At 72.0% G+C, this 20,383-nt stretch carries 18 protein-coding genes; 4 read left to right on the forward strand and 14 right to left on the reverse strand.

The genetic code is table 11. From position 1 onward, the window contains the following. Nucleotides 1-67 precede the first annotated feature (67 nt). Both ACFW9Z_RS30265 and ACFW9Z_RS30270 read right to left on the reverse strand, forming a co-directional pair. Entirely contained in the window at nt 68-1,612 is a 1,545-nt protein-coding gene (locus ACFW9Z_RS30265) for an MFS transporter (RefSeq protein ID WP_384645785.1), read from the reverse strand. Then, entirely contained in the window at nt 1,609-2,160 is a 552-nt protein-coding gene (locus ACFW9Z_RS30270) for a TetR/AcrR family transcriptional regulator (protein ID WP_084744971.1), read from the reverse strand. Before ACFW9Z_RS30270 ends, ACFW9Z_RS30265 begins: the two co-directional genes overlap by 4 nt. A gap of 318 nt (nt 2,161-2,478) precedes the next feature. On the opposite strand from ACFW9Z_RS30270, the gene helR reads away from it, so the two are divergent. Continuing rightward, entirely contained in the window at nt 2,479-4,644 is a 2,166-nt protein-coding gene (gene helR, locus ACFW9Z_RS30275; RefSeq protein ID WP_384645787.1) for an RNA polymerase recycling motor ATPase HelR, read from the forward strand. A 27-nt stretch (nt 4,645-4,671) separates the two neighbouring features. On the opposite strand, the gene ACFW9Z_RS30280 is transcribed toward helR, so the two are convergent. The 3 genes from ACFW9Z_RS30280 to ACFW9Z_RS30290 all read right to left on the reverse strand — a co-directional run bounded on the left by ACFW9Z_RS30280 (nt 4,672) and on the right by ACFW9Z_RS30290 (nt 8,590). Next, complete coding sequence (locus ACFW9Z_RS30280; RefSeq protein ID WP_384645788.1) at nt 4,672-5,643, reverse strand: aldo/keto reductase; 972 nt, start codon at nt 5,641-5,643, stop codon at nt 4,672-4,674. Nucleotides 5,644-5,862: 219 nt separating this feature from the next. Continuing rightward, nucleotides 5,863-7,290: an argininosuccinate lyase gene (gene argH, locus ACFW9Z_RS30285; protein WP_384645789.1), complete on the reverse strand. Its 1,428-nt coding sequence runs from the start codon at nt 7,288-7,290 to the stop codon at nt 5,863-5,865. A 103-nt stretch (nt 7,291-7,393) separates the two neighbouring features. Next, entirely contained in the window at nt 7,394-8,590 is a 1,197-nt protein-coding gene (locus ACFW9Z_RS30290) for an argininosuccinate synthase (RefSeq protein WP_384645790.1), read from the reverse strand. A gap of 175 nt (nt 8,591-8,765) precedes the next feature. Here ACFW9Z_RS30290 and ACFW9Z_RS30295 point away from each other — a divergent pair, with 175 nt between their 5' ends. Next, nucleotides 8,766-9,473: a L,D-transpeptidase gene (locus ACFW9Z_RS30295; RefSeq protein WP_384645791.1), complete on the forward strand. Its 708-nt coding sequence runs from the start codon at nt 8,766-8,768 to the stop codon at nt 9,471-9,473. Nucleotides 9,474-9,483: 10 nt separating this feature from the next. Here ACFW9Z_RS30295 and ACFW9Z_RS30300 read toward each other — a convergent pair whose 3' ends face one another. The 5 genes from ACFW9Z_RS30300 to argC are packed head-to-tail and all read right to left on the reverse strand — an operon-like array spanning nt 9,484 to nt 14,377. Then, entirely contained in the window at nt 9,484-10,020 is a 537-nt protein-coding gene (locus tag ACFW9Z_RS30300; protein ID WP_019764598.1) for an arginine repressor, read from the reverse strand. A 25-nt stretch (nt 10,021-10,045) separates the two neighbouring features. Next, nucleotides 10,046-11,266 (reverse strand): acetylornithine transaminase, encoded by a 1,221-nt coding sequence (locus tag ACFW9Z_RS30305; RefSeq protein ID WP_384645793.1) that lies wholly within the window; start codon nt 11,264-11,266, stop codon nt 10,046-10,048. Continuing rightward, nucleotides 11,263-12,201: an acetylglutamate kinase gene (gene argB, locus ACFW9Z_RS30310; RefSeq protein WP_384645795.1), complete on the reverse strand. Its 939-nt coding sequence runs from the start codon at nt 12,199-12,201 to the stop codon at nt 11,263-11,265. Before argB ends, ACFW9Z_RS30305 begins: the two co-directional genes overlap by 4 nt. Continuing rightward, nucleotides 12,198-13,352, reverse strand: coding sequence for a bifunctional glutamate N-acetyltransferase/amino-acid acetyltransferase ArgJ (argJ, locus tag ACFW9Z_RS30315; protein ID WP_384645796.1), 1,155 nt, complete (start codon nt 13,350-13,352; stop codon nt 12,198-12,200). Before argJ ends, argB begins: the two co-directional genes overlap by 4 nt. Next, complete coding sequence (gene argC / locus ACFW9Z_RS30320) at nt 13,349-14,377, reverse strand: N-acetyl-gamma-glutamyl-phosphate reductase (protein ID WP_384645797.1); 1,029 nt, start codon at nt 14,375-14,377, stop codon at nt 13,349-13,351. The genes argJ and argC overlap by 4 nt, the downstream gene beginning before the upstream one ends. A 323-nt stretch (nt 14,378-14,700) precedes the next feature. Between argC and ACFW9Z_RS30325 the strand changes: the two genes are divergently transcribed. Further along, the gene (locus ACFW9Z_RS30325; RefSeq protein ID WP_384645870.1) at nt 14,701-15,651 is read left to right on the forward strand and encodes a bile acid:sodium symporter; all 951 of its coding nucleotides are present in this window, start codon (nt 14,701-14,703) and stop codon (nt 15,649-15,651) included. A 393-nt stretch (nt 15,652-16,044) separates the two neighbouring features. On the opposite strand, the gene ACFW9Z_RS30330 is transcribed toward ACFW9Z_RS30325, so the two are convergent. The 4 genes from ACFW9Z_RS30330 to ACFW9Z_RS30345 form a co-directional block, all read right to left on the reverse strand. After that, on the reverse strand, nt 16,045-17,067 hold the full coding sequence (locus tag ACFW9Z_RS30330) for a HEAT repeat domain-containing protein (RefSeq protein ID WP_384645798.1): 1,023 nt from the start codon (nt 17,065-17,067) through the stop codon (nt 16,045-16,047). Between the two features lie 3 nt (nt 17,068-17,070). After that, complete coding sequence (locus ACFW9Z_RS30335) at nt 17,071-17,742, reverse strand: HEAT repeat domain-containing protein (protein WP_384645799.1); 672 nt, start codon at nt 17,740-17,742, stop codon at nt 17,071-17,073. Nucleotides 17,743-17,881: 139 nt separating this feature from the next. Next, on the reverse strand, nt 17,882-18,211 hold the full coding sequence (locus tag ACFW9Z_RS30340; RefSeq protein WP_384645801.1) for a deoxyxylulose-5-phosphate synthase: 330 nt from the start codon (nt 18,209-18,211) through the stop codon (nt 17,882-17,884). A 68-nt stretch (nt 18,212-18,279) separates the two neighbouring features. After that, nucleotides 18,280-18,600 carry a lysine transporter LysE gene (locus tag ACFW9Z_RS30345; protein ID WP_384645802.1) on the reverse strand — a complete coding sequence of 107 codons (321 nt, stop codon included), beginning with the start codon at nt 18,598-18,600 and terminating at the stop codon, nt 18,280-18,282. A gap of 278 nt (nt 18,601-18,878) precedes the next feature. Here ACFW9Z_RS30345 and ACFW9Z_RS30350 point away from each other — a divergent pair, with 278 nt between their 5' ends. After that, nucleotides 18,879-20,366: a glycosyltransferase family 39 protein gene (locus tag ACFW9Z_RS30350; RefSeq protein WP_384645803.1), complete on the forward strand. Its 1,488-nt coding sequence runs from the start codon at nt 18,879-18,881 to the stop codon at nt 20,364-20,366. Nucleotides 20,367-20,383 lie beyond the last annotated feature (17 nt).

Raw genomic sequence — 20,383 nt, forward strand, 5'->3', positions numbered from 1 at the left:
TACGGCTTGTCCGGGGGCGGGCCCCGCCCCCCGTCGGGGGGGGGGCGGCCCCTTCCCCATGTACGGACTACGGGTGCTCGACCCCGTCCTCCAGCTTCTGGCCCTTCAGCAGGAACCAGGCGGCGACGGCTGCCGCCAGCAGCACCACCGACCCGACACCGGCGGCGGACCGCATCCCCTCGACGAACGCCTCCTGGGCCGCCGAGATCAGCGGCCCGGCCTGGGCGGCGGGGAGCGCGGTGGCCGCTTCGACGGCTCCGCCGAGCGACTCGTGGGCCGCCCCCGCCACATCGGCGGGGATGCCCGCCGGGGTCGGGAAGCCCCGGTAGACGCCGGTGACGATGGAGCCGAGCAGGGCGATACCGAGGGCGGCGCCGAGCTCGTACGCCGTTTCCGAGACGGCCGACGCGGAACCGGCCTGCTCCTTCGGGACGCTGGAGAGGATGACGTCGGCGGTGACGGTGAAGGAGAACCCGGCGCCGACGCCGACGATCAGCAGCATGGAGCCGAGCAGCGGGTAACCGGTGTGCTGGTCGAGCAGGGTCACCGAGCCGAGCGCCAGCCCGACCGCGCCGAGTCCGCCCGCCACGACCGAGCGGACCGAGAACCGGCGGGCGGCGAATCCGGCCAGCAGACCGGCGGTCACCGCGCCGATGGCGGCGGGCAGTTCGGCGAGCCCGGCCTCCAGCGGCCCCCGGCCCTGGACCAGTTGCAGGAACTGGGAGAGGAAGAAGACCAGACCCGACAGGCCGAGAATGGTCAGCAGGTCGGCCAGGACCGCGCCGGAGAAGCCCCGGTGGTGGAAGAGCCGGATGTCCAGCAACGGTGCGGGCAGGTGGAGTTGTCTGCGGACGAACCAGGTGAGCGCGACGGCGCCGAGGACGGCGGCCGCGGCCGGGCCCCAGCCCACCCCGTGCGAGGCCGTCTCCTTGATGGCGTACACGACACCGATCATGCCGAACAGCGAGAGCCCGACGCTGAGCATGTCCCACGGGCCCGGGGCCGGGTTCTTGGACTCGGGGATCAGCTTGACGCCGACGACCACGAGCACGGCCATCACCGGCAGGTTGATCAGGAAGACCGAACCCCACCAGAAGTGTTCGAGCAGGAACCCGCCGACGACCGGGCCGACGGCCGCGCCCGCCGATGCGGCCGCACCCCAGATACCGATGGCGAGGCTGCGCTCGCGCGGGTCGTGGAAGAGGTTGCGGATCAGGGCGAGGGTGGACGGCATCAGGGTGGCGCCCGCGACACCGAGCAGCGCCCGGGCCACGATCATCATCTCGGGCGTGGTCGCGTACGCGTTGAGCACGGAGACCGCGCCGAACGCCACGGCACCGATCAGCAGCAGCTTCTTGCGGCCGATGCGGTCGCCGAGGGAGCCCATCGAGACGAGCAGACCGGCGATGACGAAGGAGTAGACGTCACCGATCCAGAGCAGCTGGTTGCCGGTGGGCGCGAGGTCCTCGCTGAGGAAGGGGGTGGCGAGGCCGAGGACGGTGGCGTCGACGGCCACCAGCAGCACGGCGAGGACGAGCACGGAGAGCGCGATCCACCGCCCCGGGCGGCGTACCTCGTCCGTGGTCTTCGGGTGCTGGTCGATGCTGGTCACTGCTCCACGCTCCGGCGGGCTCCGCCGAGCAGCAGCTCGACGATCATGTACTGGAAGTCCTGTGCGGCGACCCGCCCCGCCTTGACGGACCAGGCGCCGGTGCCGACGAGCCCGTAGAGGGCCTCGGTCAGCCAGGCGGGGGTGAGGTCGATACGGAATTCGCCGCGTTCCTGGCCGCGGCGGAAGAAGGCGGAGACCCGGGCGTCGGCCCGGTTCCAGCCCTCGTTGACCTGGTCACCCTCGAAGAGCTGGTTCTCGTTGACCAGGAACGAGAGCAGACCGGCGCTGGGCTCGACGGCCGCGATGAGACGACGGAGCCCCTCCTCGGAGGTGTCCTCGTCGAGCCGGGCGGCGTCCAGGGCCGCCTCGAACTCCTGGAGGCCCAGATTCTCCAGCGCCTTCACCAGCGCGTCGCGCCCGGCGAAGTGGCGGTGCAGGGTGGCACGGCCGATCCCCGCCGCTTTGGCGACCTCGTCCATGGTGGCGGTCGATTTGTGGGTCAGCAGGGCGGCGGCGCTGCGCAGGACCTGCTCACGGTCGAGAGTCATGAGACGACGATAACCCATGTGAGACATAATCGTCTCATCGAGAAATGTGACAGGCCTACTGGGGCCCAGTCGGGTCGGTACAAGAGGCGCACAAGGCGCACGAGGCACACAGGGTGCACGAGGCGCACGGGCACTCGGTACGTGAGGTGCATAGATGAGCCGCGAGGAGCCTGGCGTCCTTCGAGCGGCGGGATCGGCAGGAGGTGAACCCACTCCTTGCCACTCTCAAGTTATAGCGGGTGGGGGGTCTTGCCGCAAGACCCCCCATATGCCGCAGAATCGACGGCCCGCACGTACCCCCGGAACGGAACAGGCACCGTGACCCCTCTCCCCACCAGCGCCTTCCACCTCCCCGACCATCTCTCCCCCAAGGCCGACCCGGCGCTGATCGCCGCCGACGAGGAACACTTCGCGGCCCTCGCGCGGTCCCTGGACGAGTCGATCGCCGAGCTGACCGGCCGCCTGGACGCGGAGCGCAGGGCGCCCGGCGGCACGGGACGGCAGGCGATGGACCGGGACGCCGAGATCCACCGGCTGACCGCCCGCTTGCGCACCCTGCGCCGCTTCGGCCTCGACCTCTGCCTCGGGCACATGGTGGGCGAGGACGGCTCCGAGCCCGTGTACGTCGGCCGGCTCGGCCTCACCGACAGCACGGGCCGCCGGCTCCTGGTCGACTGGCGCTCCCCCGCCGCCGAGCCGTTCTTCGGCGCCACCCACGCCCGCCCGATGGGCCTGCGGAGCCGCCGCCGCTACCGCTGGACCGGCGGCCGGATCAGCGACTACTGGGACGAGGTGTTCGCCCCGGACGCCATCGCCGGACATGGCGCGCTCGACGACCAGTCGGCGTTCATCGCCAGTCTCGGCGCCAACCGCTCGGCCCGGATGCGTGACGTGCTCGGCACCCTCCAGGCCGACCAGGACGCCATCATCCGGGCGGGCTCCCGGGGCGCCCTCGTCGTGGACGGCGGGCCGGGCACGGGAAAGACGGTCGTGGCCCTGCACCGCTCCGCGTACCTCCTGTACTCCGACCCCCGTCTGAGCCACCGCCGGGGCGGGGTCCTGTTCGTCGGCCCGTCCCGGCCCTACCTGGGGTATGTCTCCGATGTGCTCCCGAGCCTCGGGGAGGAGGGGGTCCGGACCTGCACCCTGCGCGATCTGGTGGAGGAGGGCGCCACGGCGGTGGCCGAACCCGATCCGGAGGTGGCCCGGCTGAAGTCATCGGCGGGGCTGGTGCGGGCGGTGGAGGAGGCCGTCCGGTTCTACGAGGAGCCGCCCACCGAACCCCTGACCCTCACGACTCCCTGGTCCGAGGTCCGGCTGACCGCCGCCGACTGGGCCGTGGCGTTCGGGGCGGCCGGACCCGGGGCCGTACACAACGAGGCGCGCGACCAGGTCTGGGAGGAGCTGCTCACCCTCCTGGTGGAGAAGCACGACGGCGAAAGCGTCCCTCTCGACCTGCTGCGCACGTCGCTGGGGCAGGACAGGGAGCTGCGCGCCGCCTTCGACCGGGCGTGGCCGCTGCTGGAGGCCGCCGATCTGGTCGGTGACCTGTGGTCGGTCCCCGCCTACCTCCGCAAGTGCGCTCCCTGGCTGAGCCGGGACGAGGTCCGGCTGTTGCGGCGCGCGGACGCCCAGGCCTGGACGGTGGCCGATCTGCCGATCCTGGACGCGGCGCGGCAGCGGGTCGGCGACCCGGAGGCGGCGCGGCGCGGGCGCCTCCGGAAGGCGGCCGCGGCGGCCGAGCGCGCGAGCATGGACCAGGTCATCGACGCGCTGCTCGCGGACGAGACCCTGGCCGACGCCGATGCCGACGAGGAGGGCGCGCTGGTGATGCTGCACGGTCAGGACATGAAGGACACCCTGGTCGACCCGGCCGCGTCCCCCGGGACCGAACCGGACCGGCTGGCAGGGCCGTTCGCGCACATCGTCGTGGACGAGGCCCAGGAGCTGACCGACGCCGAGTGGCAGATGCTGCTGGTGCGGTGCCCGTCGCGGAGCTTCACCATCGTCGGGGACCGCGCCCAGGCCCGGCACGGGTTCACCGAATCCTGGCAGGAGCGGCTGGAGCGGGTGGGGCTCGACCGGGTGGCCCTCGCCTCCCTCACCGTCAACTACCGGACGCCCGAGGAGGTCATGGCGGAGGCCGAGCCGGTGATCCGGGCCGTGCTGCCGGACGCCAACGTGCCGGTCTCGATCCGTTCGGGCGGCCTGCCGGTCGTCCACGGCCCCGTAACGGATCTCGCGTCGGTCCTGGACACCTGGCTCGCCGGGCACGCGGAGGGGATCGCGTGTGTCATCGGTGATCCGGCGTTCCGGGCGACGCCCCGGGTGCGGTCGCTGACGCCGGAGCTGTCGAAGGGGCTCGAATTCGATCTGGTCGTGCTCGTGGACCCGGAGGCGTTCGGTGCGGGCGTGGAGGGGGCGGTCGACCGGTATGTGGCGATGACCCGGGCGACCCAGGAGCTCGTCATCCTGAGGAGCTGACGAGCTCCTGAAGCCGCGCGGCTCTTCTCAGTGCCAGGGAAGGGCGGCCCGGTGGCGCCAGTACGACTCCGGCTCCTCCACCAGGGCGTCCAGCCGGGCCCGCTGCTCCTCGTCCAGGTCGACGACGGGCGCGTGCAGGTTCCCGGCGAGCTGGGTGACGGTGGCGGCGCCCGAGAGGACGACCCCGGCCCACGGCTGGTGCAGGACGAGCGCCAGGGCCACCGCGTCGCCGCCCACCCCCGCGTCGGCGGCGATCTCCTGGAACACGGCGGGCGCCTCGTCCCCGGCAAGGCGTCCGTTGGCCATGCCCTCCTTGACGATCACGGTGAGCCCGGCGTCATGGGCCTCGGCGAGGGCGGGCGCTGCGGAGGTCTCCAGGGCGTTGTAGGTGGCCTGGACGGTACGGAAGAGGGGGTTGCCGTCGACCGTGAGCGCGAGCGCGGCCCGGATGGCGTCGGCCTGGTGGGGGCCGCTGGTGGAGAAGCCGACGGCGACCCCCTCGGCGGCCAGGGCGGCCAGGCGCTCGTGGAGTTCCTTGTCGGCGAGGGCCGGGCTGTCCGGGGTGAGCGAGTGGATCTGGTAGAGGTCGAGCCGGTCGCCGAGGAGCTCGCGGGTCTCGGCGCGCTGCCGCTCGAAGGTCGCGAGGCCGTGGTCCTTGACCTCATGGGTCTCGGCCTCGGTGCTCCAGTCGGCGGTGTAGGTGTACCCCCACTTGGAGCCGACGACGAGGTCGGTGAAGGAGGGCCGGGCGGCCAGCCACTCGCCCAGGAACTTTTCGGCACGGCCGTAGGAGCGGGCGGTGTCGACGTACCGGACGCCCTGCGCGTACGCCGCGTCCAGCAGCTCGTGCGTCCGGGCGCGCAGGGCCTCCGCGTCCCGGCCCTCGGGGAGGTCCCGGTCGCGGTGGAGGTTGATGTATCCGGGCCTCCCGACGGCTGCGAGGCCCAGTCCGATGTGGGCGGTCGGGGTCGTCGCGGTGGCCAGGGCGGTGAAGGGCATCGCGGGCTCCTCGGGGTCGGTTGCGGATACTCCTACCCCGGTCAACGTAGCCCGCGACACCCTTCGTACACCTGCGACGACACCGTACGTACGCGTCCGACGACACCGTACGTACACGTCAGGCGTCACCGTACGTACGCGTCCGGCGTCACCGCTCGTACGCCGGGCGCACCCCGGCACGCATCGCACGCCGGAAGCCACCCCGGCCGCGCAGTACGGCTACCGGCGCGCGTCGGCCCACGCCTGCTGGGCCTCCAGGTCCTTCTTCACCTCGGCGAGCTGCACGGCGACGGCGGAGGGGGCCGTTCCGCCCCGGCCGTCGCGGGAGGCGAGGGCGCCGCGCACATTGAGGACCGTGCGGACCTCCGGGGTGAGGTGCTCGGAGATCTTCGCGAACTGCTCGTCGGTGAGCTCGTCGAGCTCGATGCCGTGCTGCTCGCACTCCTTGACGCAGGCGCCCGCGACCTCGTGCGCGACCCGGAACGGGACGCCCTGCCGCACCAGCCACTCCGCGATGTCGGTGGCGAGCGAGAAGCCCGCCGGGGCCAGCTCCTCCATGCGCTCGCGGTTGACGGTGAGGGTGGCCATCATGCCGGTGAAGGCGGGGAGCAGGACTTCGAGCTGGTCGCAGGAGTCGAAGACGGGCTCCTTGTCCTCCTGGAGGTCGCGGTTGTACGCGAGCGGGAGTGCCTTCAACGTGGCGAGGAGGCCGGTCAGGTTGCCGATGAGGCGGCCGGACTTGCCCCGGGCCAGCTCCGCGATGTCCGGGTTCTTCTTCTGCGGCATGATCGAGGAGCCGGTGGAGAAGGCGTCGTGCAGGGTGACGAAGGAGAACTCCTTCGTGTTCCAGATGATGACCTCCTCCGCGATCCGGGAGAGGTTCACGCCGATCATCGCGGTGATGAAGGCGAACTCCGCGACGAAGTCCCGCGAGGCGGTGCCGTCGATGGAGTTGGCGACCGAACCGTGCTCGAAGCCCAGGTCGGCGGCGACCGCCTCCGGGTCCAGCCCGAGCGAGGACCCGGCGAGCGCCCCGGAGCCGTACGGGGAGACGGCCGTGCGCTCGTCCCACTGGCGCAGCCGCTCGGCGTCCCGGGACAGCGACTGGACGTGCGCGAGCACATGGTGGGCGAAGAGCACCGGCTGGGCGTGCTGGAGGTGGGTGCGGCCGGGCATCGCCACGTCCGGGTGGGCCTCGGCGAGGCCGACCAGCGCGCCCTGGAGGTCGGCGATCAGGCCGCCGATGATCCGGGCGTGGTCGCGCAGGTACATCCGGAAGAGGGTGGCGATCTGGTCGTTGCGCGAGCGGCCCGCCCGCAGCTTGCCGCCGAGGTCGGGGCCGAGGCGTTCCAGCAGCCCCCGCTCCAGGGCGGTGTGGACGTCCTCGTCGGCGATCGTCCCGGTGAAGGAGCCGTCCGCGACATCGGCTTCGAGCCGGTCGAGCCCGTCCTGCATCCGGGTCAGCTCGTCCTCGGTGAGCAGGCCCGCCTTGTTGAGGACGCGCGCGTGGGCACGGGAGCCGGCGATGTCGTACGGCGCGAGCCGCCAGTCGAAGTGGACGGAGGCCGACAGCTTGGCCAGCGCCTCGGCCGGTCCGTCGGCGAAACGCGCGCCCCAGAGCCGGACGTCACCGTTGTTGCTGCTCACTGCGTGCTCCTCAAAAGGCAGGGGTGCGGATGTGCGGCCGCCTCCCCGCCGCGTACGGGAGGGGAGGCGGCTGTTCAACGAAGGGGTGCGGGCGAGGTCGCGCCTACGCCTGGAGATCGCGCCTGGCCGCGATCTTGGACGAGAGGCCGAAGATCTCGATGAAGCCCTGCGCCTTGGACTGGTCGAAGGTGTCGCCCGAGTCGTAGGTGGCGAGGTTGAAGTCGTACAGCGACTCCTCGGACTTCCGGCCGGTGACGACGGCACGGCCAGCGTGCAGGGTCATCCGGATGTCGCCGGTGACATGCTGGTTGGCCTCGTTGATGAAGCCGTCCAGGGCCCGCTTGAGCGGGGAGAACCACAGGCCGTCGTAGACGATCTCGCCCCAGCGCTGCTCGACCTGCCGCTTGTAGCGGGCCAGTTCACGCTCGACGGTGACGTTTTCCAGCTCCTGGTGGGCGGTGATCAGCGCGATCGCGCCGGGTGCCTCGTACACCTCGCGGGACTTGATGCCCACGAGCCGGTCCTCGACGATGTCGATCCGGCCGATGCCCTGGGCCCCGGCCCGCTCGTTGAGCTGCTGGATCGCCTGGAGGACGGTGACGGGGCGGCCGTCGATCGCGACGGGCACGCCGTCCTTGAAGGAGATGACGACCTCGTCGGCCTCGCGCGGGGTGGCGGGGTCGGCGGTGTACTCGTAGATGTCCTCGATCGGCGCGTTCCAGATGTCCTCCAGGAAGCCCGTCTCGACGGCGCGCCCGAAGACGTTCTGGTCGATGGAGTACGGGGACTTCTTGGTGGTCGCGATCGGGAGGTTCTTCTCCTCGCAGAAGGCGATGGCCTTGTCCCGGGTCATCGCGTAGTCGCGGACCGGGGCGATGCACTTCAGATCGGGGCCGAGCGCGGAGATACCGGCCTCGAAGCGGACCTGGTCGTTGCCCTTGCCGGTGCAGCCGTGGGCGACGGTCCCGGCGCCGTGCTTCTGCGCGGCGGCGACGAGGTGCTTGACGATGGCCGGCCGGGAGAGGGCCGAGACCAGCGGATAGCGGTCCATGTAGAGGGCGTTGGCCTTGATCGCCGGGAGGCAGTACTCCTCGGCGAACTCGTCCTTGGCGTCCGCGACCTCGGCCTCGACGGCACCGCAGGCGAGCGCGCGCTTGCGGATGACGTCCAGGTCCTCGCCGCCCTGGCCGACGTCCACGGCGACGGCGATGACCTCGGCGCCCGTCTCCTCGGCGATCCAGCCGATGGCGACGGAGGTGTCAAGACCGCCCGAGTAGGCGAGTACGACGCGCTCGGTCACGGGATTCTCCTTACGGTGCAATCACTGGTAGGCATAACTATGCGGTCCACCGTATGTTTTGTCAAAGCGGCAGTTCAGGGCGGTGCACAGGAGGGTTCCACCCCCAGGTGGGTGCGCTGGGCCGTACGGAGCAGTCCGGTGGGGCCGCGCCCCCGACGGCCGTACGGTCCGGAGCATGCGCCGACCTCTGCCGACCCTCGCCGTCCTCCTCACCCTGGCCCTGGGCTCCCTCGGGGCCGCCCCCGCCGACACCCCGCCACCCCTCCCGTACCGGCTGGCGGACACCGGCGGCGGCTCCCAGCTCATCACCGCCGAGGCCCCGGACACCGCCTCCACCACGGGCACGGTGACCTGGTGGGAGCGGCGCGGGGGCCGGTGGGTGGAGGCGGGGTCGGCGCCCGCGCGGTTCGGGGCCAACGGGCTGGCCGAGGGCGCGACCCGCGAGCAGGGCACCAGCACCACGCCGACCGGCCTGTTCGACCTGCCGTACGCCTTCGGCATCGAGGACGCCCCGGCGGGGACGCGGTATCCGTACCGCAAGGTGAACGAGGACTCCTGGTGGTGCCAGGACAACGCCTCGCGCGCGTACAACCGCTGGGTGGAGCCGCGCCCCGCCGACTGCCGGGCGGACGAGGCCGAGCACCTGGTCACCTACGGCACGCAGTACGCCCGCGCGCTGGTGATCGGCTTCAACTACGACCGTCCGGTACGCAACCGGGGCGCCGGGATCTTCCTGCATGTGAACGGGCGCGGGGCGACGGCCGGGTGTGTCTCGGTCCCGGCGGAGGCGATGGCACAGATCCTGGCCTGGGCGAAGCCGGAGCGGCGGCCGCACATCGCGGTCGGGACCTCGACGGGCCCGACCGCGATCACGCGTTACTGAACGGCACCGCTCACCGGTCGTTCTGAGCGAGCCTCAGCAGATGGTCGGCGAGCGCCTGGCCGCCGTTGGGGTCGCGGCTGATGAGCATCAGCGTGTCGTCGCCCGCGATGGTGCCGAGGATGTCGTGCAGTTCGGCCTGGTCGATGGCCGAGGCGAGGAACTGGGCGGCGCCCGGCGGCGTACGCAGCACCACCAGGTTGGCCGAGGCCTCCGCCGAGATGAGCAGTTCGGCCGAGAGCCTGCGCATCCGCTCCTCCTTGGCGGAGCCGCCCAACGGCGCCTGCGGGGTGCGGAATCCGCCCTCGCTCGGCACCGCGTAGATCAGCTCGCCACCGGTGTTGCGGATCTTCACCGCACCCAGCTCGTCGAGGTCGCGGGAGAGCGTCGCCTGGGTGACGCTCAGCCCGTCGTCGGCGAGGAGCTTGGCCAGCTGGCTCTGCGAGCGGACCGGCTGCCGGTTCAGGATGTCCACGATCCGGCGGTGGCGGGCGGTGCGGGTCTGCGGCACGGACGGTCCGCCGTGCTCGGTCTCCTGCGCCTCGGTCATCGTCGTCGCCTCATTCTCCGGAAGGTCATGCTCCGGATCGTCCGTCCCCGTGTGCCGCGTCGAGAGCGCCCGGCAGGATCTCCAGGAACGCGTCCACCTCCGCGTCACCGATGATCAGCGGCGGCATGAGCCGTACGACATCGGGGGCGGGCGCGTTCACCAGGAGGCCGGCTCCCTGGGCCGCCTGCTGCACCTGCGGTGCGAGGGGTCCGGTGAGCACGATACCCAGCAGCAGGCCACTGCCGCGGACATGGGAGACCAGCGGGTGTCCCAGCGCCTCCACGCCGTCGCGGATCCTCTCGCCGAGCCGCTTGACGTTGTCGAGCGCGCCGTCGGCCGCGAGGGTGTCGATGACGGCGAGTCCGGCGGCGCAGGCGACCGGGTTTCCGCCGAACGTCGTGCCGTGGTGACCGGGCTTCAGCAGGTCGGCCGCCGGGCCGAACGCGACGGTCGCGCCGATCGGCAGACCGCCGCCGAGCCCCTTGGCGAGCGTGACGATGTCGGGCTCCACACTCTGGTGGGCCTGGTGCTCGAACCACTGGCCGCAGCGGCCGATCCCGGTCTGGACCTCGTCGAGGACGAGCAGGGTGCCGGTCGCCCGGGTGATCTCCCGGGCCGCCTCCAGATAGCCCTTGGGCGGGACGACGACGCCGTTCTCGCCCTGGATCGGCTCGATGACGACCAGTGCGGTGTCGGTGGTGACGGCTGCGCGCAGGGCGTCCACGTCTCCGTACGGCACATGCGTGACATCGCCGGGGAGCGGGCGGAAGGGCTCCTGCTTGCCGGGCTGGCCGGTCAGCGCGAGCGCGCCCATGGTCCGGCCGTGGAAGCCGCCGTCGGTGGCGACCATGTGGCTGCGCCCGGTGAGCCGGCCGATCTTGAAGGCGGCTTCGTTGGCCTCGGCGCCGGAGTTGGCGAAGAAGACCCGGCCCTCGCGGCCGAAGAGCTGGAGCAGCCGCTCGGCGAGGGCGACGGGCGGTTCGGCGATGAACAGGTTCGATACGTGGCCGAGGGAGGCGATCTGGGTGGAGACGGCCGCCACGACGGCGGGGTGGGCGTGGCCGAGGGCGTTGACCGCGATGCCGCCGACGAAGTCGAGGTAGCGGGTGCCGTCCTCGTCCCAGACGTGGGCGCCCTCCCCGCGGACGAGCGGCAGGCGGGGCGTGCCGTAGTTGTCCATCAGCGCGCCCTGCCAGCGCGCGGTGAGTCCCGCGGCCTCGGTTCCGGTTCCGGTGCCGGTCGTCATGATTCCCCCAGTTCGGACTGTTCAGGCCCTGTGTGTACGGCGATGGGAGCGTCGGGCACGACCATGGTGCCGATGCCCTCGTCGGTGAAGATCTCCAGCAGGATCGAGTGCTGCACCCGGCCGTCGATGACCCGGGCGGTCTCGACACCGTTGCGCACGGCGTGGAGGCAGCCCTGCATCTTGGGGACCATGCCGCTGGACAGCTCGGGCAGCAGCTTCTCCAGCTGGCTCGCGGTCAGGCGGCTGATCACGTCGTCGCTGTTGGGCCAGTCCTCGTAGAGCCCCTCCACGTCGGTGAGGACCATCAGTGTCTCGGCGTTCAGGGCGGCGGCGAGCGCGGCGGCGGCGGTGTCGGCGTTGACGTTGTAGACGTGGTGGTCGTCGGCGGAGCGGGCGATGGAGGAGACGACCGGGATGCGGCCGTCGTCCAGGAGCGCCTGGATGGCCCCGGTGTCTATCGCGGTGATCTCGCCGACCCGGCCGATGTCGACGGACTCGCCGTCGATGGTGGGCCGGTGCTGGGTGGCGGTGATGGTGTGGGCGTCCTCGCCGGTCATGCCGACGGCGAGGGGGCCGTGCTGGTTGAGGAGGCCGACCAGCTCGCGCTGGACCTGCCCGGCGAGCACCATGCGGACGACGTCCATCGCCTCGGGGGTGGTGACGCGCAGCCCGGCCTTGAACTCGCTGACCAGGCCCTGTTTGTCGAGCTGGGCGCTGATCTGCGGGCCGCCGCCGTGCACGACGACGGGCTTGAGCCCGGCGTGCCGCAGGAAGACGACGTCCTGGGCGAAGGCGGCCTTCAGCTCCTCGTCGATCATGGCGTTGCCGCCGAACTTGATGACGACGGTCCTGCCGTTGTGCCGGGTCAGCCAGGGCAGCGCCTCGATGAGGATCTGCGCCTTCGGGAGTGCGGTGTGCTTCCGCGCGGCGCTCATGAGCTGTACGCGCTGTTCTCGTGGACGTAGTCCGCGGTGAGGTCGTTGGCCCAGATGACGGCGGACTCGGTGCCCGCGGCGAGGTCGGCGGTGACCTTGACCTCCCGGTAGCGCATGTCCACGAGGTCGCGGTCCTCCCCGACTCCGCCGTTCTTGCAGACCCAGACGTCGTTGATGGCGACGTTGAGCTGATCCGGCTCGAAGGCGGCCTTGGTGGTGCCGATCGCGGAGAGGACGCGCCCCCAGTTGGGGTCCTCGCCGTGGATGGCGCACTTGAGGAGGTTGTTACGGGCGATGGACCGGCCGACCTCGACGGCGTCGTCCTCGGTGGCCGCGTTGATCACCTCGATCCGGATCTCCTTGGAGGCGCCCTCGGCGTCCCCGATGAGCTGCCGGGCGAGGTCGGCGCAGACGGCCCGTACGGCTTCGGCGAACGCGCCCTGCTCCGGGGTGATGCCGCTGGCGCCGGAGGCGAGGAGCAGCACGGTGTCGTTGGTGGACATGCAGCCGTCGGAGTCGACCCGGTCGAAGGTGGTCCGGGTGGCGTCGCGGAGGGCGGCGTCCAGCACGGGGGCTTCCACATCGGCGTCGGTGGTGAGAACGACAAGCATGGTGGCGAGGCCCGGGGCGAGCATGCCCGCGCCCTTGGCCATACCGCCGACGGTCCAGCCGTCACCGCCCGCGACGGCCGTCTTGTGCACGGTGTCGGTGGTCTTGATGGCGATGGCGGCCTGCTCGCCGCCGTGCTCGCTGAGGGCGGCAGCGGCCTGCTCGATGCCGGGGAGCAGCTTGTCCATGGGGAGCGGGATGCCGATGAGCCCGGTGGAGGCGACGGCTACTTCTCCCGCGCTGTGGCCGTCCAGCACCTCGGCGGCCTTCTCGGCGGTGGCATGGGTGTCCTGGAACCCCTTGGGGCCCGTACAGGCGTTGGCACCACCGGAGTTGAGGACGACGGCGGTGACCTCGCCGCCCTTGAGGACCTGCTCCGACCAGAGCACGGGGGCGGCCTTGACGCGGTTGGAGGTGAAGACGCCCGCGGCGGCGCGGCGGGGCCCGTGGTTGACCACGAGGGCCAGGTCCGGGTTACCGCTCTCCTTGATCCCGGCGGCGATGCCCGCCGCCGAGAATCCCTGTGCTGCCGTGACGCTCACGGTGCGACTCCGATCGTCGAAAGACCTGTGTCCTCGGGGAGTCCGAGGGCGATGTTCATGCTCTGGAGGGCACCGCCCGCGGTGCCCTTGGTGAGGTTGTCGATGGCGGTGACGACGATGATCCGCCCGGCGGCCTCGTCGTACGCGACCTGGACCTGTACGGCGTTGGAGCCGTACACCGACGCGGTGGCGGGCCACTGCCCCTCGGGCAGGAGGTCCACGAACGGCTCGTCCGCGAACGCCTTCTCGTACACCGCCCGCAGCCCCTCGGCGCTCACGCCCGGCTGCGCCTTCGCGCTGCACGTGGCGAGGATGCCGCGCGGCATGGGGGCGAGGGTGGGCGTGAAGGAGACGGTGACCGGCTGCCCGGCGGCGGCGCTGAGGTTCTGGATCATCTCGGGCGTGTGGCGGTGCCCGCCGCCGACGCCGTACGGGGTCATGTTGCCCATCACCTCGGAGCCCAGCAGATGCGGCTTGGCCGCCTTGCCCGCCCCGGAGGTTCCGGACGCGGCGACGATCACGGCCTCCGGCTCGGCAAGGGAGGCCGCGTACGCCGGGAAGAGCGCGAGAGAGACGGCGGTCGGATAACACCCCGGCACGGCGATCCGCCGCACCCCGGCCAACCCCTCCCGCCCGCCCGGCAGCTCGGGCAGCCCGTAGGGCCAGGTCCCGGCGTGCGGGGACCCGTAGAACTTCTCCCACTCCCCCGCGTCCGCCAGCCGGAAGTCGGCCCCCATGTCGACCACGAGCACCTCGTCCCCGAGCTGCTCGGCCACGGCGGCGGACTGCCCGTGCGGCAGCGCCAGAAAGACGACGTCATGCCCGGCGAGGGCTTCGGCGGTGGTCGGCTCCAGCACCCGGCCCGCGAGGGGGCGCAGATGCGGCTGGAGCGGCCCGAGGGCCTGGCCGGCGTTGGAGTGCCCGGTGAGGGCGCCGATCTCGACCTCGGGGTGCACCAGCAGGAGTCGGAGCAGCTCACCACCGGCGTATCCGCTCGCCCCTGCCACCGCTGCACGTACCACCATCGGAACCCTCCTCGTCGATGGCATGACTATACGCAGTTACGCACTTTTATGCAATAGCTTGCGGTAGACCGCCGCTGGCCCGGTGTGACCGAGCGCCGCACCCGGTCGGCATGTATCCGCAAGTATCAAGGTGCGGGGGTGCTTGACCTTCCGGTCGGATGGAAGGTCTACGGTCGGCGGCGTGAGCACGATGCGGATCTCCCAGCCGCACGGCTCGCGGAACTGTTCACCACCACGGTGTGACCGCTCGGTCCACTGCCTCTTTCACCACCCCCGCGCAAGGAGTACGTACGTTGTCGTCGTCATCCGGCCTGGTCGCAGGCATGGAGCGCCATCAGGTCGCCGTCTATGTGGGGGCCCTGGCCGCCGGGGGGCTGGCGGGCTGGGCCGCACCGGGTGCGGGGCCGGGCCTGGAGCACGCGATCAATCCGGTGCTGGCCGCGCTGCTGTACGTGACGTTCCTCCAGGTACCGGCGGGCGAGCTGTTCCGCTCGGTGCGGGCGGGCCGGTTCCTGGCCGCGACGCTGGTGGTGAACTTCGTCGTCGTGCCGCTGGTGGTCGCCGCGATGTTCACCTTCCTCCCGAACGACCAGGCGGTCCGCCTCGGCGTGCTGCTGGTCCTCCTGGCCCCGTGCATCGACTACGTGATCGTCTTCAGCGGGCTCGCCGGCGGCAGCAGTGAACGCCTGCTCGCCGCCACCCCGTTGCTGCTCCTCGCCCAGATGGTGCTGCTGCCGGTCTACCTGTTCCTGTTCATGGGACCGGACCTGGCCGATGTCGTGGAGGCCGGACCGTTCGTCGAGGCGTTCGTCGTGCTGATCGCCATCCCGCTCACGCTGGCCTGGCTCACCCAGGCGTGGGCCGCACGCCGCCCGGCCGGACAGAGGGCCGCCGACGCGATGGGCACGGCCATGGTGCCGCTGATGGCCGTCGTCCTGTTCACCGTGGTCGCCTCCCAGGTACCGAAGCTCGGCGACTCGGGCAGCCTGGGGGACGTGGGCCGTGTCGTGCCGTTCTACGTCGCGTTCCTCGTCGTGATGGCGTTCGCCGGGTTCGGCGTCGCCCGCCTGTTCCGCCTGGACGCCCGCGACGGGCGGGCGATCGTGTTCACCGGCGCGACCCGAAACTCCCTGGTCGTCCTGCCCCTCGCCCTGGCGCTGCCGGACGCGCTGGCCGTCGCCGCGGTGGTCGTGGTCACCCAGACCCTGGTCGAGGTGATCGGCATGGTGGTCTACGTACGGGCCGTACCTCGGCTGCTGCCGCTCCGGAACTGATCCGCACGCTCTCCCGTCGTCACGCTCCTCGGGGGGCGCTTCCGACGGTAAACAAGGGGGCACTTCCGACGGTAGACCTGTACCTGGGTACCGGATACAGGCACCGGAGCGGGCCGGTCACCGGAACAGGGTGACCCGTACCCCACAGTCCTTCGCAGGGATCGAGCGCCCCGTCCTCCGGCACCAGCCACACCCGGCTGCCGGCCCGGCCGGGCACCTCGGCTCCTTCCGGAACCCAGCCGGACAGTTCGTACGTCCCGCGCCGGGGCTCGCCGAAGAACCCGTCCGCCACGGCGCAGACGCCCCAGACGTGGCCGTGTTCCGTCCCCGTCAGCGTGTAGCGCCCATGCCCATGCCAGCGATGGTCCCTGTCCCCCGCCCCGGACCCCGCCGTCACCGCGCCTCCCGCAGCCCAAGAAGGTACGCGGCGGTCAGCGCGACGGCGGGGTCCGGGTCGTGGGAGAGCTCCACGAGGGCGTCCGACGCCTTCGGTCCCGGGATGCCCGCCAGCGCCTGGGTCAGTCGCCCACGTGCGGGCGCCGATGCGGGGGCAGTGGCGGAAGCGGGGGCGAGGGCGAGGCGGTCGGTGAGACCGGTCGCGATCCGGTCCGCCGTCGCGGGATCGCTCGCCAGCACGCTCAGTGCGTCGGCCGCGTCGGTGTCGTTCCGCCCCTCCACGATCATGTCGATGAGCGTCGGGAGCGCGTCGGCGTCCCCACGGGTCCCGAGCTCCAGAGCCGCATACCCCCGGACCACGGCGTCGGGGTGGGTGAGGGCGTCCCGCAGGTGCCCGGTGGCCTCCTCGCCGGGCAGCTCGGCGAGGGACCGGACGGCACGCTCCCGTACGGCGGCCTCCGGTGAGTCCAGGCCGTCCGCCAAGAGCGCCGGGCCGCCGTCGCCGGACCGGGCCAGCGCCCAGCGGAGGGCCCCGGCGACATTCGGCTCCGGCTCGCTCAGGACCGCCTCGACCAGGGCCTCCACCGGAACCGGAACCTCGTCGGCCGAGGAAAGGGCCGCACGCTGGCGCACGTCGGCGCTCTTCGACCCCAGCGCCTGGAGGAGCGCGACGGTCTGGAGGACGTCCTCCCAGCCGGTGGGGTCCGCGGCATCGATCCGGCGCAGCCGGGCGAGCAACTCGGTCTCGGCCGCGATGCGTTCGCGCGTCCGGCGGACGAGATCGCCGACGAGCTCCGATGGCGTGAACCCGGGATCGTCGAGCGCGCGCCCGGCCTCCCGGAGGGAGAGGCCCAGCGACCGCAGGCTCTCGATGTGGAAGATGCGGCGGATGTCCTCCCCGGAGTACTCCCGGTAGCCGGAGCCGGTACGCCCCGAGGGCCGGACCAGCCCCAGCGACTCGTAGTGCCGGAGCATGCGGGCACTGACCCCGGACCGTCGCGCGACCTCACCGATCAGCACGCCCTATCGTCCCTCCTGGCCGGACCCGCCGAGGGCCACGACGCGCTTCGCCTCCTCGATCGCGAACGTGAACCCGGCGTCGGGGTCGCGCAGCAGGCGTTCGGTGGCCAGCGCATGCGCCCGTACGCGGGGGTCGGGGGCGGTCGTCGCGGTGCCAAGAGCAGGCACCATCGCTTCACCGAGGGCGACCAGCGCCCGGCTGAGGCTCAGCTGTGTTTCCCGCCCACCGCGCCCGAGCTGCGTCGCCAGCACCACGGCCAACGCGGCCTCCTCCCCTTCCGGTACGAGGACGACCGCGGCCCGCCAGGCGCTCCGCGCCACTTCGTCGTCGGCGTCGGACAGCAGCGCCCGGGTGATGGCCGGCCACGCCCGCGGGTCCCCGATCTTGGACAGCGTGTGCAGCGCCTGGCTCCGTGCCTGCGGATGGTGCGAGCGGACCGCGCGGAGCAGCCCGGGAACCGTGAGGGACACCGGGTGGCGGGTGAGCGCCCAGGTCAGCATGTCCCGTACGAAGAACTCGGGCTCGATCGCGCACCGCTCGATCAGCCTGTCGACGAAGCGCGGATCCGGCGCCGTACCGACCGCCAGCGCGGCCCGCAGCCGCACGGACGAACGGCCGTCCGCCAGCCCCCGGAGCGCTCGTACCGCGTCGTCGTCCTGTGTCGTGATCGTCATCGAGACCACCTCCTGCCGAGCAGTGAAGGCCCTGTCACCGTGTCAAGGTCAAGCACGCCCGTACGGAACGGCTGCCCCCCGTCCGGCCAATGGCCTCACTCCCGCGCCCGCGCCCGCTCCCGCTCCCGCGAGGCCGAGGTCAGGGCACGTCACTCCGTACGAGGGCCTCGGCGACCGGTTCGCCGTTGCGGCGGGCGTAGGCCATCCGTTCGCGTACCTCCCGGAGGGTGCGGGGCCGGTACCCGGGGCCACCGCAGCAGCTCTTGTGGAAGCCGACGCCGGCGTTCAGCAGCACGGTGAGGGTCCGCCATGCGGCGACGTCCCGGCGGCGGGGCACGGCGAACGCCGATCCCGCGTGGATCATCGCCCCCGCACAGCGCGGACAGATCCGCTGCCTCGTACGGTCATAGGGCTGCTTGTACGAGGCTCGGCACGGGAGGCAGACGTAGGAAGTCTTCGCGTGGGCCATGTACGCACCCTAGAGCCCGCACCCTGCGCCGACCACCGGCTTTCCGCCCCCTAGGGCCTGACTTCGCGTCACAGGCAGCCGCAGTCGGTGGCGTAGAACAGCAGGAAGAAGGCCACTCCGGCGGTCAGGGTGAAGCCGGCCGCCGCCACGGCCGTGACGGCCCGGCGGCCGCCCTTCGCGGGGCCGCGGGAAGTGGTCCAGGCGCCGTGGGCGAGGAAGAGGCTGAGCAGTGCGGCCCCCGCGAGCGTCAGGCGCGGGCTGAAGGACCAGCTCAGATAGGCGGCCAGCACCAGACCGGCGAGCAGGGCACAGGCGAGGACGCTGAGGATCACCTCGCCGACGAACTCACCGACCAGGTCCACCACGAAGTCCTTGACACCCTTCGCCACCCTGCGGAGCCTCACGGCGTTCCCCCGTCCTCGCGAGCGATGTGCCCCTGGCGGAGGGGCCGGTCCGGTAACTCCAGGTGTATCGGGCCTGCGGAGGTACCGGGCCTTACCCGGGAAAATCGTAATGCTTACGATGCAGGGTCGGTGAGGGGGGCGTCATGCCTCCCCGGGGGCACCGCGCTGTTCGGCAGAACGTCGTGGGACTGCGCCCTCCGCCCCGTCCACCGACCCCGCAGTCCGTTCGCCGTACCGCTAACCCGAGGGTCGTAACCACCTCCATGGCATCTCCGACAGCCCCTTCCCGTCGCCACGTTCTCATCTGGCTGATCCCCCTGCTCTGGACCTGCGCCCTCGGTCTGTGGGGGCTCTCCCGGCAGAACAGTCTGTGGCGGGACGAGGCCGCGACCTGGCAGGTCGCCCAGCGCTCCACCGCCGAGATAGGGCATCTGCTGGGGAACGTCGACGTCGTCCACGGGTGCTACTACCTGATGATGCACGGGCTGTTCGAGTGCTTCGGCCCGGGCACCACCACCCTGCGGCTGCCGTCCGTGCTGGCCACGGCGGTGGCGGCGGCCTGTGTGGCCGTCATCGGCGAGCGGCTGGCCGGGAAGTGGGCGGGTCTGGCGGGAGGGCTGGCGTTCGGGCTGCTGCCCGCCGTGCAGTTCTACCTCCAGGAGGGGCGGCCGTACGCGCTGGTCGCGGCCGGGGCCGGAATCTCCACCCTGCTGCTCGTCACCGCGCTCCAGGGGCGGGCCCGGACCGGGCACTGGGTCGCGTACGGCTCCGCCGTTCTGGCGTGCGCGCTGCTGAACTGGCTCTCGCTGATGATCCTGCCCGCCCATCTGGCGACCCTGCTGTGGACGCGTGCCGGACGAACGGTCCGGACACGGTGGGCCGTTGCCTCCGCCGCCGCCACGGCGGGTGCGCTGCCGTTGGTCCTCTTCAGCCGCAGCCAGTCCGGGCAGGTGTCGTGGATACCGCCCCTGACCTGGCACATGCTGATCGGCCCGGGGATCCTCCTGGCGATCGGCGGCCTCGGCACCCTGCTCGACCGGCCCCGCGCGGGGCGGCTGTCGGTGGCCGCCGTCGGGCTGCCGCTGCTGGCGGTGCCTCAACTCGGCCTCGTCGGACTGTCCCTGGTCCAGCCGCTCTTCCTCGACCGGTACGTCCTCTTCAGCCTGCTGGGCCTCGCCCTGCTGATCGGTACGGTCGTCGGCTCGGCCGTGGCAGCCGCCGGGGCCCGGTTCCCGCGGGCGTCCCTCTGGGTCCTCCCCACGGTGGTCGCCGTGGCGGTGGTGGCCCTGCTGCCGCAGTCGCTGGCCAAGCGGTCCCCGGCGAGCCGGGTGGACGACGTGCTGGCCATAGCGTCGGACGTACGGAGGATGAAGGCGCCCGGCAGCGCGGTGCTGTTCCTGCCCTCGGCCCGCCGGGACACCGCCTCCGTCTCCCCCGACGCGTTCTCCGGCCTGCGGGACATCGCCCTGGAGCAGGGCCCGAAGAGCTCCGGGACGCTGAAGGGGGTGGAGGCCGACGCCGACCGCATACGCACCGCGATGCTGGCCCAGCGGCGGATACTGCTGGTGACCGACGCGCCCCAGGTGGCGAGACCGGTGAGGGGCGCCCGGGACCGGACGAAGGCCTCCGTGCTGGAGGAGCACTTCGCGGCGGTGGGGGATCAGCAGGTACGCGGGCGCCGCGTCACGGTGTACGAGCGGCGCGCGTCGGTCCGGCGACCGGAGGAGACCCGAGCCGCGTCGGTCCAGTGACCGGAGGAGACCCGAGC

The organism is Streptomyces sp. NPDC059452, assembly GCF_042750035.1.
Taxonomy (GTDB): Bacteria; Actinomycetota; Actinomycetes; order Streptomycetales; family Streptomycetaceae; genus Streptomyces.